This window comes from Vibrio chanodichtyis (genome assembly GCF_028863985.1).
GTDB lineage: Bacteria > Pseudomonadota > Gammaproteobacteria > Enterobacterales > Vibrionaceae > Vibrio > Vibrio chanodichtyis.
This window is the reverse complement of sequence record NZ_JARBFT010000005.1, coordinates 69,387-81,722: the sequence shown is the minus strand read 5'-3', so window position 1 is coordinate 81,722 and position 12,336 is coordinate 69,387. Positions and strand designations below refer to the sequence as shown.

General features: G+C 45.5%; 14 protein-coding genes. 4 read left to right on the top strand and 10 right to left on the bottom strand.

Features of this window, described 5'->3' with window-relative positions; translation table 11 throughout:
- Window positions 1-56: 56 nt before the first annotated feature.
- From PUN32_RS06930 to rplM, 5 genes are all read right to left on the bottom strand, one after another.
- Window positions 57-794 carry a cytochrome c1 gene (locus tag PUN32_RS06930; RefSeq protein ID WP_274722400.1) on the bottom strand — a complete coding sequence of 246 codons (738 nt, stop codon included), beginning with the start codon at window positions 792-794 and terminating at the stop codon, window positions 57-59.
- A complete protein-coding gene (locus PUN32_RS06925) occupies window positions 794-2,056 on the bottom strand; it encodes a cytochrome b (protein WP_274722399.1) in 1,263 nt (420 codons plus the stop codon). Before PUN32_RS06925 ends, PUN32_RS06930 begins: the two co-directional genes overlap by 1 nt.
- Window positions 2,056-2,649 (bottom strand): ubiquinol-cytochrome c reductase iron-sulfur subunit, encoded by a 594-nt coding sequence (gene petA, locus PUN32_RS06920; RefSeq protein WP_274722398.1) that lies wholly within the window; start codon window positions 2,647-2,649, stop codon window positions 2,056-2,058. Before petA ends, PUN32_RS06925 begins: the two co-directional genes overlap by 1 nt.
- A 371-nt stretch (window positions 2,650-3,020) precedes the next feature.
- Window positions 3,021-3,413: a 30S ribosomal protein S9 gene (gene rpsI / locus PUN32_RS06915; RefSeq protein ID WP_000829823.1), complete on the bottom strand. Its 393-nt coding sequence runs from the start codon at window positions 3,411-3,413 to the stop codon at window positions 3,021-3,023.
- A gap of 15 nt (window positions 3,414-3,428) precedes the next feature.
- The gene (rplM, locus tag PUN32_RS06910) at window positions 3,429-3,857 is read right to left on the bottom strand and encodes a 50S ribosomal protein L13 (RefSeq protein WP_000847599.1); all 429 of its coding nucleotides are present in this window, start codon (window positions 3,855-3,857) and stop codon (window positions 3,429-3,431) included.
- A gap of 414 nt (window positions 3,858-4,271) precedes the next feature.
- On the opposite strand from rplM, the gene zapG reads away from it, so the two are divergent.
- The 3 genes from zapG (at window position 4,272) to degS (ending at window position 7,455) form a co-directional block, all read left to right on the top strand.
- The gene (gene zapG / locus PUN32_RS06905; protein ID WP_274722397.1) at window positions 4,272-4,715 is read left to right on the top strand and encodes a Z-ring associated protein ZapG; all 444 of its coding nucleotides are present in this window, start codon (window positions 4,272-4,274) and stop codon (window positions 4,713-4,715) included.
- Between the two features lie 132 nt (window positions 4,716-4,847).
- Window positions 4,848-6,215 carry a Do family serine endopeptidase gene (locus PUN32_RS06900; protein ID WP_274722396.1) on the top strand — a complete coding sequence of 456 codons (1,368 nt, stop codon included), beginning with the start codon at window positions 4,848-4,850 and terminating at the stop codon, window positions 6,213-6,215.
- A gap of 178 nt (window positions 6,216-6,393) precedes the next feature.
- Window positions 6,394-7,455, top strand: a complete 1,062-nt coding sequence (gene degS / locus PUN32_RS06895; protein WP_274722395.1) for an outer membrane-stress sensor serine endopeptidase DegS — start codon at window positions 6,394-6,396, stop codon at window positions 7,453-7,455.
- 116 nt (window positions 7,456-7,571) lie between these two features.
- Here degS and rplS read toward each other — a convergent pair whose 3' ends face one another.
- The 5 genes from rplS to ffh form a co-directional block, all read right to left on the bottom strand.
- Entirely contained in the window at window positions 7,572-7,925 is a 354-nt protein-coding gene (gene rplS, locus PUN32_RS06890) for a 50S ribosomal protein L19 (RefSeq protein ID WP_274722394.1), read from the bottom strand.
- Between the two features lie 41 nt (window positions 7,926-7,966).
- On the bottom strand, window positions 7,967-8,710 hold the full coding sequence (gene trmD / locus PUN32_RS06885; protein ID WP_274722393.1) for a tRNA (guanosine(37)-N1)-methyltransferase TrmD: 744 nt from the start codon (window positions 8,708-8,710) through the stop codon (window positions 7,967-7,969).
- Window positions 8,711-8,736: 26 nt separating this feature from the next.
- On the bottom strand, window positions 8,737-9,291 hold the full coding sequence (gene rimM, locus PUN32_RS06880; protein WP_274722392.1) for a ribosome maturation factor RimM: 555 nt from the start codon (window positions 9,289-9,291) through the stop codon (window positions 8,737-8,739).
- A gap of 27 nt (window positions 9,292-9,318) precedes the next feature.
- The gene (rpsP, locus tag PUN32_RS06875) at window positions 9,319-9,567 is read right to left on the bottom strand and encodes a 30S ribosomal protein S16 (RefSeq protein ID WP_166013634.1); all 249 of its coding nucleotides are present in this window, start codon (window positions 9,565-9,567) and stop codon (window positions 9,319-9,321) included.
- A gap of 236 nt (window positions 9,568-9,803) precedes the next feature.
- On the bottom strand, window positions 9,804-11,186 hold the full coding sequence (gene ffh / locus PUN32_RS06870; protein ID WP_274722391.1) for a signal recognition particle protein: 1,383 nt from the start codon (window positions 11,184-11,186) through the stop codon (window positions 9,804-9,806).
- 335 nt (window positions 11,187-11,521) lie between these two features.
- Between ffh and PUN32_RS06865 the strand changes: the two genes are divergently transcribed.
- Window positions 11,522-12,316: a cytochrome C assembly family protein gene (locus PUN32_RS06865; RefSeq protein WP_166013636.1), complete on the top strand. Its 795-nt coding sequence runs from the start codon at window positions 11,522-11,524 to the stop codon at window positions 12,314-12,316.
- Window positions 12,317-12,336: the final 20 nt, after the last annotated feature.

The window sequence follows — 12,336 nt, the reverse complement described above, 5'->3', positions numbered from 1 at the left end:
CTATAGCCTCCATTGATGAGTTAACAATCGGAAATTAGCGCGACATAATAGCACAATTAGTGCACATCACGCCAATACTCTTTCTTGAGCGCAATCACGACTAAGCTGAAAAGTACTAAAAAGCCCATCACCCACCAACCGAGTTTTTGCCGCTCTAACTTGATAGGCTCACTAGAGTATGCGAGAAAATTGACCAAATCTCGCACCGCTTGATTGTATTCCCCTTCACTTAACTCACCATTACCACGCGATTTGATCCCAACCACATGCATAACCGGATTGCCATCAACAACTTTGCTGGCATAAATCGGCTCAGGAGTACCCTGCAACTCTTCCAGCACATGCGGCATACCAACGCTGGGAAAGACTAAGTTATTAACGCCAAATGGGCGTGATGGGTCAACATAAAAAGTACGCAGATAAGTATAGAGCCAGTCAGTGCCTCGTACCCGCGCCACTAAGGTTAAATCCGGAGGCGGCGCCCCAAACCACTTAGCTGCGGATGACTCCGGAATTGCATTTTCCATCACATCACCAATTTTAGTGGCTGGATTGAATATTAAGTGTTGCTTCATTAAATCGGCCGGGATGCCAAGATCATCGGCAACTCTTTGATAACGTTGGTACTGGGTCGAATGGCAACCAAAACAATAGTTGATAAATAACTTGGCACCATTTTGTAGCGAAGCTTGATCGCTTAATTGATTATTCGCTTTATCTAAATGAATATTAGCTCCTGCCGCCATCACCAATGATGGCCATAGAGCCAGCCACACTACAATCCATATTTTCATTAGTAGGTCACTCTGGTCGGTAATGGCTTAGTCACTTCATTCTTACTATAGAAAAACAGCAACACAAAGAACATGAAATAGCCCAAGCTAAAAATCTGCGCCAACAAGGTATAAGTAGGTGTTGCAGGTAACGCACCTAACATGCCCAATGCAATGAAACTGACCGTAAACTGGGCAATATTGAATAAATGGAATTTGCTACGATAACGATAAGAACGCACCTTACAGCGATCCAACCAAGGTAATAAAAACAACATGACAATCGATGCCCCCATCGCCATCACACCGATTAGCTTATCCGGCACGGCACGCAAAATGGCGTAAAATGGGGTGAAATACCACACCGGAGCGATATGCTCTGGCGTTTTCAGTGGATTAGCCGCTTCAAAGTTAGGTGGTTCAAGGAAATACCCTCCCATTTCCGGATTGAAAAACAGCACATAACAAAACAAAAACAAGAAACCAGCCACACCGATTAAGTCTTTGACCGTGCCATAAGGGTGAAAGGGAATGGAATCCACAATGTCATATTTCTTGGTGTAGTCGTGATGAAACTTGAATTGCGGTTGATAGCCCTCACCCTGCGAACCTTTAGCCAATTTAGTTTCAATTCCATCAGGATTATTGGAACCCACTTCATGCAGTGCCAAAACGTGCAACCCAATCAGCAGTAGTAGCACTATTGGTAATCCAATCACGTGTAACGCAAAGAAACGGTTAAGCGTGGCGCCCGAAATAACATAATCACCGCGGATCCACAGTGTTAAATCATCACCAATGATCGGAATTGCACCAAATAGCGAGATGATAACCTGTGCCCCCCAATAAGACATTTGTCCCCAAGGGAGCAGATAGCCCATAAACGCTTCAGCCATCAATACCAAGAAGATCAGCATGCCAAAGATCCACAATAATTCACGAGGCTGCTGATAAGAGCCATAAATCAAACCTCGAAACATGTGCAGATAAATCACAATAAAAAATGCGGAAGCCCCGGTCGAATGCATATAACGCAGCAACCAACCATACTCCACATCACGCATAATGTATTCGACTGATGCAAACGCTCCTTCGCCTGAAGGCACGTAGTTCATGGTTAACCAGATCCCCGTTAAAAGCTGGTTAACCAGTACCAACATCGCCAACGAACCAAACAAGTACCAAAAGTTAAAGTTTTTAGGCATCGGATATTCAGACAGATGCTTTCTATACGCATTGATAACCGGTAGACGTTTTTCTACCCAATCCAGTAGAGCTTGCATTATGCCTCTCCTGTTGCATCAAGACCAATTACCACCCGAGTATCACTTAGGTACATATGTGGTGGGATCACTAGATTTAATGGCGCAGGAACCGCTTGAAAAACACGGCCCGCCATATCAAATTTGGAGCCATGACAGGGGCAGAAAAAACCGGACTTCACGCCTTGGACTTGCTCAGAAAAAGAGTCCGGTAAATACGTTGGTGAGCACCCCAAGTGAGTACAAATCCCTACCGCAATAAAATATTCAGGCTTAATTGAGCGGTAAATATTTTGAGCATAAGTGGGCTGTTGTAACTGCTGTGAATTGGCATCACGTAATTGGTTGGCGTGATTTTTTAGATCTTCAATAATCGCGCCAGAGCGGCGAACTATCCAAACCGGTTTGCCGCGCCACTCGACTCGGATCATTTGCCCTTCTTCCAGCTTGCCGATTTCAACCTCAACCGGAGCTCCTGCGGCTTTGGCTTTAGCACTCGGATTCCATGATTTGATAAAAGGTACTGCGACCGCAGCCACTCCTAAGCCACCAACAACAGCGGTGGTGGCGGTCAGAAATCGTCTACGACCTGAATTTAGAGGTGCATTACTCATCCAGACATTCTCCCATTGGCTTCCAATCGATCCGGCTAATTCCATTTAAAGAGTAAGGCTAACCAACACGGGCTATAGAATCACCTTGATAACAAATCATAAATAAACAGTTAATAATTAACAAGGTGAAGCTACCTTTTTGCAACATGCATCGATTGAGAACGCTGGAAGCATCACAAAAGGAATAATCGCGTGCCGGATAAAGCATAATGAGCATGGAGGAGAGGATGAGTACGAAAAAAACAGTGGCGACAATTCGCTACCAAGCAATAAACCGTGGGCTTATCGCTGAAATGTAAAAAACCCGGCCAAATAGCCGGGTTTTTGAACCACATCCAGTAACACTGGAGCGTATTTTCCAAACAGGAAAATTAACGCTTAGAGAACTGTGGACGACGACGTGCTTTACGTAGACCCACTTTCTTACGTTCAACGCGACGAGCGTCACGAGTAACGTAGCCAGCAGCACGTAGAACAGGACGTAGAGACTCATCGTATTCCATCAGAGCGCGAGTGATACCGTGACGGATAGCACCAGCTTGACCAGAAATACCACCACCTTTAACAGTGATGTACAGATCCAGTTTTTCTACCATGTCAACCAGTTCAAGAGGTTGTTTAACAACCATGCAAGAAGTTGGACGACCGAAGTACTCTTCAAGACTACGCTTGTTGATTACGATGTTGCCGCTGCCTGGTTTGATAAAAACACGAGCAGCTGAGCTTTTGCGACGGCCAGTGCCGTAGTATTGATTCTCTGCCATTTCCGAAATCCCCGATTAGATGTCCAGTACTTTTGGTTGTTGAGCAGCATGGTTGTGCTCAGCGCCAGCGTAAACTTTTAGCTTACGGTACATAGCACGGCCTAGAGGACCTTTTGGCAACATACCTTTAACCGCTAACTCAAGTACCATTTCTGGCTTACGCTCAATCAGCTTCTCGAAGCTGAATGATTTCAGGCCACCTGGGAACTCAGAGTGACGGTGGTACATTTTGTTCTTAGCTTTGTTACCAGTAACAGTAACTTTCTCCGCATTAACAACGATGATGTAATCACCAGTGTCAACGTGTGGAGTGTATTCAGCTTTATGTTTGCCACGTAGGCGAGATGCAATTTCACTTGCTAGACGGCCAAGAGTTTTACCTTCAGCGTCTACAACGTACCAGTCACGTTTTACAGTTTCTGGTTTAGCAACGAAAGTTTTCATGCTAATAATAACCCGTTAATTTAAATTTACACTTCAAGGAGCTTTCGCTCCCACTGTCTAAGAGCCCAGTCATCACCCCTTCGAGTGGGTGGCACTCTCGGTCACAAAGGACCTGCAGTAACGGTGGGTCGCAGGATTATAGAGAAGGGAGCAGAAAAAATCATCTCTTTTTGTATAAAATCACAAAAAAAACCATAGCCATTCAATATGCCATGCTGAGGTTTAAAGTAAATATTTGGGATAGCGCTGCTTTGCTGTCATATTGCTCTGCTACAGTGATAAGAAAAGTGGTAAACGCAAAATCAACCACATGCATTTTGCTTTATCGTACTAGGCTCTCATAGTAACATGTCCCTCGTACATGTGTAACCGACAGGTAAAAAACATGTTAGATAACAACAAGAAGGAGCTCTTATGCCTTGGATTTATACTATTGCTGGATTGCTAGTGGGGATAATAGTCGGAGTGCTGATCACTCGTTTAATGACGCCTCAATACAAAACGCAGAAGAATCTGCAAAAAGAACTCGATAGCGCCAAATTTAGTCTAGAACAGCAGCGTCAAGAACTGGCTGACCATTTTGCACAGACAGCCGAAATGCTCGACACTCTAGGTAAGGATTACACTAAGCTCTATCAGCATATGGCAAAAACCGCCAGCGATTTAATCCCTCATTTGCCAGAGCAAGATAATCCGTTTAGTCGACTCGCCCAGCAAAAAGAGCAAGAGAATAAACAACCTGAAACGTTAGAACAGCCGCCGAAAGATTATGCTTTAGGTGCGAGTGGTTTGCTGCGTGGTGAAACCAAAGCGATTATTCACTCAGCCGACTTAGTCAATAATACCAAAGCCAGTTAATTTTATTCACCTCAGAGCATGGTGAACTTTGCAAAGGTTTTTGAGTCATAACTCACAGATTATTGGTTGATGTTTGTGGAAATGGACCTATTTTCTATTTCAGCCAAATGTGTATTTGTTGAGGAGTTTATGATGAAAAAACCTTTGCTTATTTTAACTGCTCTATCTCTTAGCTTGGGCACGATACTTTCACCGTTACCTGCCGGCGCAGCCCTTCCCCTTTCTGTCAATGGATCGCAAATACCGAGTCTTGCGCCGATGCTGGAAAAAGCCACCCCAGCGGTAGTCAGTATTGCAGTGGAAGGCACTCAAGTATCAAAACAGCGCCTGCCGGATCAATTTCGTTTTTTCTTCGGCCCTGATTTTCCAACCGAACAACTGCAAGAACGTCCATTTCGTGGACTTGGCTCAGGCGTCATTATTAGTGCTGAGAAAGGTTATGTAGTCACCAACTATCATGTCATCAATAGTGCAGAAAAAATTCGCGTTAAACTGCATGATGGCCGGGAGTTTGATGCCGAACTGGTCGGTGGAGATGCGATGTCCGATGTCGCGTTGCTCAAACTCAGCAAAGCAAAAAATCTCACCGAAATTAAAATTGCCGACTCAGATGTGCTACGGGTCGGAGACTTTGCCGTAGCGATTGGTAACCCATTTGGTTTAGGGCAAACCGTCACCTCTGGCATTATCTCCGCGCTTGGGCGCAGTGGCTTAAATATCGAAAATTTTGAAAATTTCATTCAAACGGATGCCGCCATCAATAGCGGCAACTCAGGCGGGGCACTGGTCAATCTCAATGGTGAATTGATCGGAATTAACACCGCGATTCTAGGCCCCAATGGCGGTAACGTCGGGATCGGCTTTGCCATTCCTTCGAATATGATGAAAAACCTCACCGATCAAATTTTGGAGTTTGGTGAAGTCAAACGCGGCATGCTGGGAGTGCAAGGAGGCGAAATCAGCTCTGAGCTAGCCGATGCGCTCGGTTATGAATCCTCTAAAGGTGCGTTTGTCAGTCAAGTGGTCGCCAATAGTGCAGCGGATAAAGCGGGTATCAAAGCCGGCGATATAATTACCTCACTCAATGGTAAACCGGTTGATACCTTCTCGGAACTGCGCGCTAAAGTGGCCACCTTAGGTGCCGGTAAAACCATTACTCTTGGCATATTACGTGATGGTAAAAACCAGAGTGTTTCCGTTACGCTCGATGAACAGCAAAATGCAAAAACCAAAGCCGAATCACTGCACCAAGGTCTAAGCGGCGCAGAGCTCAGTAACACGGATGACAGCGATCCAATTCAAGGGGTTAAAGTCACCGAGGTACAAAAAGGGTCGGCGGCTGAGTCTTACCAACTACAAAAAGATGACATCATTATCGGTGTAAACCGTAAGCGGGTAAAAAACATTGCCGAGTTGCGTGCCATCATGGAAAAATCGCCGAATATTCTGGCATTAAATATTCAACGTGGCGAACGGACCCTGTATCTGGTCGTTCGTTAAACTTCAGCCCTGCGTTACCGCTCATTCAGCGGTAACGCAGTCCGTACTCTTCACACCAGCATTAACCAGAAAAACGAGACCATAAACGTTTTCGATGTCACTTTGGCGAAATACACTTCCAGTGTTATTCTTGACCACTTACCGTCCGTCATTTATCTAAATTTGAGTTGGGGAAACTATGCTGAAATTTTGGGTTCGCTCAATCAGCCTTGGGGTATTTGTCGCAATCATCATCATTGGGCTAACCCCCTCACTACGTGCCAAACTACTCCCTGTCGTCAATTCTCAACCGCGTCATATCAGCGCATTACAGATATCGTTTAATCAAGCGGTGCGCAATGCCGCCCCTGCAGTCGTCAATATTTATAACCGTAAATACAGCGAAAGCGATCACCGCAAACTGTCGATTCAAGGTTTAGGCTCAGGGGTAATTGTCAGTGAAAAGGGCTATATCATTACCAACTATCATGTCGTGGCTCAAGCCGATCAAATTGTGGTGGCACTACAAGATGGCCGAGCCGCAGCAGCGCAGCTGGTTGGAAAAGATCGCCGCACTGATATCGCAATATTGCGCGTCGAAGGGACTGGGCTGCCAGTCATTCCACTCAATCCCGATTATCATCCCCAAGTAGGTGATGTGGTGTTAGCAATTGGTAATCCTTATAATTTAGGGCAAACCACCACATTTGGGATTATTTCAGCCACCGGTCGTTCATCGATCAGCGCTGATGGACGACAAGCATTCATTCAAACTGATGCGGCGATCAATGAAGGCAACTCTGGAGGAGCCTTGGTGAATACCGAAGGGGAATTAGTTGGGATCAATACCGCCTCTTTCCAACAAGCTACCGATTTTGAAACCTATGGCATTTCATTTGCGATTCCTTACGCTCTCGCCAGCAAAATCATGACCAAAATCATTGCCGATGGGCGGGTGATCCGCGGCTATATTGGGGTAGATGGACAAGATATTAATTCAATGACCTCACGCTTACTGGGCAATGAACATGTGGGTGGGATCATCATTTTAGGCGTGGATCCCACGGGGCCCGCGGCACAAGCCGGCCTATTAGAGCAAGATATCCTGCTCAAAATTGATGGTAAAAAAATTAATGGCCGGCAAAATGTAACCGATACCGTGACCGATCTTAGACCAGGCACCGTGGTCGATTTGACTTTGCTGCGTAAAGGCGAAGAGATTGTTCTACCAGTAACCATTGGAGAAGATAGTCGCGAGTAACTGGTGTAGGCGTTTGCTATAACACGATTTATAGCGATGAAAAAATACAAAAAATGAACACAAAAAAGCGGAGCCCTTGGGCTCCGCTTTTTACTACGAGAACGAGAGTTCTAGCATTACTTCTTAGCCAGCTTCTCTTTGATACGAGCAGCTTTACCAGATAGGTCACGCAGGTAGTACAGTTTGGCACGACGTACTGCACCGCGACGCTTAACTTCGATGCTATCAACTACTGGAGAGTGAGTTTGGAACGTACGCTCAACACCTTCGCCGTTAGAAATTTTACGAACGGTGAATGCTGAGTGCAGACCACGGTTACGGATTGCGATTACGATGCCTTCGAAAGCCTGTAGACGCTCACGGTCACCTTCTTTTACCTTAACTTGAACCACAACAGTGTCGCCTGGTGCAAATTGAGGCAGGTTTTGTTTCATTTGCTCTTGTTCTAGAGCCTTGATGATGTTACTCATTGTCTAAATTCCTAGAATAAACTGATACTAAATTTAATAGGTTACTGATGCTGAGCCTGTTTAATAAACTCAACCAGTAATTGTTCCTGTTCGTCAGTCAGAGCTAGGTTTTCCAGGAGCTCCGGTCTTCTTAGCCAGGTTCGGCCTAACGACTGTTTCAGTCGCCAGCGACGAATGTCCTCATGATTGCCAGATTTCAGTACTGAGGGTACCTCTTTTCCATCCAATACTTCAGGACGCGTGTAGTGCGGACAATCTAACAGACCATTGGCAAAAGAATCTTCTTCTGCTGACGCAAAATCCCCTAGCACTCCCGGTATAAACCGCGAGACTGAGTCAATCAACGTCATGGCTGGCAGTTCGCCGCCGGTCATTACGAAATCGCCGATTGACCATTCTTCGTCAACCTCCGATTCAATAATCCGTTCATCTACCCCTTCATAGCGACCGCAAATCAGAATTAAATTCTGGCTTTGCGCCAGCTCTTCCACACCTTGTTGGTCGAGTTTACGACCTTGTGGAGAGAGGTAAATCACTTTCGTCTTACCCGGTGACGCTTGTTTCGCCGCATGGATGGCATCGCGCAAAGGTTGCACCATCATCAACATGCCTGGACCGCCACCGTAGGGTTTATCATCGACTGTGCGACGCTTGTCATGAGCGAAATCACGTGGATTCCAAGTCTCAACTGACAATAACCCTTTTTTCACCGCCTGACCTGTTACTCCAAAATCGGTAACGCTGCGGAACATTTCAGGAAATAGGCTAACAATGCCAACCCACATGTTTCCTCGCTTATTCGATTTTTGAGTTAAAACGCAGGATCCCAGTCAACTTCGATCCGTTGAGCTTGGCGATCAACAACTTTGATCACTTGCTCTTCAAGAAACGGGATCAACCGTTCCTTTTGGCCGAAAGCATCTTTCAGATTCGCTTTCACTACGAGAACATCGTTGGAGCCGGTTTCCATCATGTCAGTTACAACGCCAAGGTCATAACCGCTGGTGGTCACCACTTGCATACCAAACAATTCACGCCAGTAGAACTCATCTCCTGACAATTCTGGTAATGATGCGGGGTCAATTGCGATTTCAAAGTTAGTCAGCAGGTGTGCATCTTCACGAACATCAAGCCCTTGAAGTTTCACTACCCAACCTTTGTTGTGGCGTTTCCAGCCTTCTACTTTGTACTCTACCCACTCACCCTTTTGTTCAATGAACCAAGGGCTGTAATCGAAAATACTTTCTGGATTGTCTGTGTAGGAAAAAGCTTTAAGCCAGCCACGAATGCCGTAAGAAGAACCTAATTTTCCCACAACCAATTTTTCGTGTTGCTTGCTCATCGTTTCTTTACCTTTCATCGACATAAACTAGTGATTACTTAATTGTAATAATTAAGCCGCTTTTTGAGCGGTTTTAACTAGTTGTGCTACGCGGTCAGACATAGATGCGCCTTGTGAAACCCAGTGGTTCACGCGATCCAGATCCAGACGCAGGCCTTCTTCTTGGCCAGCAGCAGTCGGGTTAAAGAAACCAACTTTCTCGATGAAACGGCCAGTTGCTGAGTTGCGGCTGTCTGCTACAACGATTTGATAAAATGGACGCTTTTTCGCGCCGTGACGTGCCAAACGAATGGTTACCATGTCGTCCTCTTTGCTTTTCAAAAATAAAATTAACCCCGAAAACCGGCTTGCAAAAATTTTCACAAAATCAGTTTGGGGTCTCGTGCCAAAATAAAGCCTCGGAATTCTACTCTTATTGCGAGGCTTTGCAAGGGGTTTAGCTACTTTTTCACCAGCAAAAAGCGTGCGCCATTACTGTGATTCAGCTAACAGATTGAAAGGTTAATGCTTCATCTACTCCGCTGGTGATAGTGTCATTAACGACCAAAGAAACCGCCGCCCAAACCACCACGACCACCACCCATCAGGCCTTGCATGTTACGCATCATACCTTTCATGCCGCCCTGCTGCATTTTTTTCATCATTTTTTGCATCTGAGTAAATTGCTTAAGCAGACGGTTCACATCTTGCACTTGGGTACCAGAGCCCGCAGCAATGCGCTTTTTACGTGAACCTTTGATCAACTCAGGATGTTGACGCTCTTTCATGGTCATTGAACTGATCATCGCTTCCATCTGCTTAAAGACCCGATCATCGACTTTATCTTTCATATCGACTGGTAATTGCGACATACCAGGTAATTTATCGAGCATGCCCATCATGCCGCCCATATTTTTCATCTGGCCGAGCTGTTCACGGAAATCTTCTAAATCAAAGCCTTTCTTTTCTTTGAACTTTTTCGCGAGCTTTTCCGCTTGTTGCTGATCAACATTACGCTGCAAATCTTCAATCAAGGACAGCACATCACCCATACCGAGAATACGTGATGCAATCCGATCTGGATGGAATGGTTCTAGTGCATCGGTTTTTTCACCGACCCCCAAGAATTTAATTGGCTTACCCGTGATATGACGTACCGATAGTGCAGCACCACCACGGGCATCACCATCAACTTTGGTCAGAATAACCCCAGTCAACGGCAGTGCATCACCAAACGCTTTGGCGGTATTGGCTGCATCTTGACCGGTCATCGCATCGACCACAAACAGGGTTTCGACTGGGCTGATGGCTTTATGCAGCGCCTGGATTTCCGCCATCATCTGCTCATCAATCGCCAAACGACCAGCCGTATCGACAATCAATACGTCGTAGAATTTTTTCTTGGCGTGATCAATCGCAGCGTTAGCAATATCAATCGGTTTTTGATCCGGCGTTGATGGGAAGAAATCGACACCTAAATCATTAGCTAGCGTTTCCAACTGTTTTATCGCCGCGGGGCGATAAACGTCGGCGGAAACCACCAGCACTTTTTTCTTTTCTCGCTCTTTAAGAAGCTTGGATAGTTTACCCACCGAGGTGGTTTTACCGGCACCTTGTAAACCGGCCATCAGAATAACCGCCGGTGGCTGAGCCGCGAGATTCAGCGCTTGATTCGATTCACCCATCACAGCTTCAAGCTGCTGACGAACGATCTTAATGAACTCTTGGCCCGGAGTGAGTGATTTAGACACCTCAACCCCCACAGCGCCTTCTTTGACTCGCTGCACAAAATCACGCACCACAGGTAGCGCAACGTCAGCTTCTAACAATGCCATACGCACTTCGCGCAAGGTATCTTTAATATTGTCTTCGGTAAGACGACCTTTGCCGCTGATATTTTTCAGCGTTTTGGATAAGCGATCGGTTAAATTCTCAAACATCTTTTTTCTCTGCGCTAAGCGGCGGTAAATTGGCGTGAGTATACCTTAGACAAACGGGCAGGCATACCCGTTGCTGATGGCTGAGATTCACGAATCGTAAATTACCCGACCTTTTATCTCACCTATACCCAAACCACTTGAAGTTGCAGGTAGGCGGCAAGTGAGTGAGTCGCCATGAGCATAGGCAAACTATGTGATTGGGGTGAACGAACGTAGCCAACACCGCTGCAGCTTTAAGTAGGAAGGGTATATCAAAAACAGCGCATTTCCAAAGTAGCCCATTTACTAAGAGCAAGGTATAATTCGCCCACTTAACCTTTATCTATGTGGCAGGTATGGAAAACTTAATCGCGATTGTCTCGACGATGTTATATCTCTTATCGATTGCGAATATCGTACCTGGACTGGTCAAGCAAACCGGGATCCGAGCTAAAACCGTATTTATCAGTGCCGCAATTGCACTGCTGTTTCATGCTTGGTTACTCAGTGATTTGATCCTGCATGGTAGTGGACAAAATTTAAGTATCCTCAATGTCGCGTCGCTGATCAGTTTTATTGTCTCTTTGGTAATGAGTTTAGCCATGTTCAAGGCTCGGCTTTGGTTTTTACTGCCCGTTGCCTACAGCTTCTCGGCACTAAATCTTTGTGCCGCTACCTTTCTACCGAGTAGCTTTATTACTCACTTAGAGAGTGATCCTAAATTATTACTGCACATTTCTTTGGCACTGTTTTCTTATTCGACCTTAACCATCGGTGCGCTATATGCATTGCAGCTAGCTTGGCTTGACCATAAGCTAAAGAGCAAAAAAGTCTTGTTGAATAATCCTAACTTGCCACCATTATTGATGGTCGAGCGCCAACTATTTAAGATTATTTTGATTGGTAACTTATTATTGACCGGAACATTATTAACTGGCTTTATCTTTGTTCAGGACATGTTTGCACAAGGTAAAGCGCACAAAGGTATTTTGTCATTTGTCGCTTGGATGGTGTATTCGGTTTTGCTCTGGGGACACTACCGTAAAGGTTGGCGAGGTAAAAAAGTAACATGGTTTGCGATAGCCGGAGCCACCTTACTCACTTTGGCGTATTTCGGTAGCCGTTTTGTACGCGAAATCATTTTACGCTAATAAGCGGTATCAATCGGGCA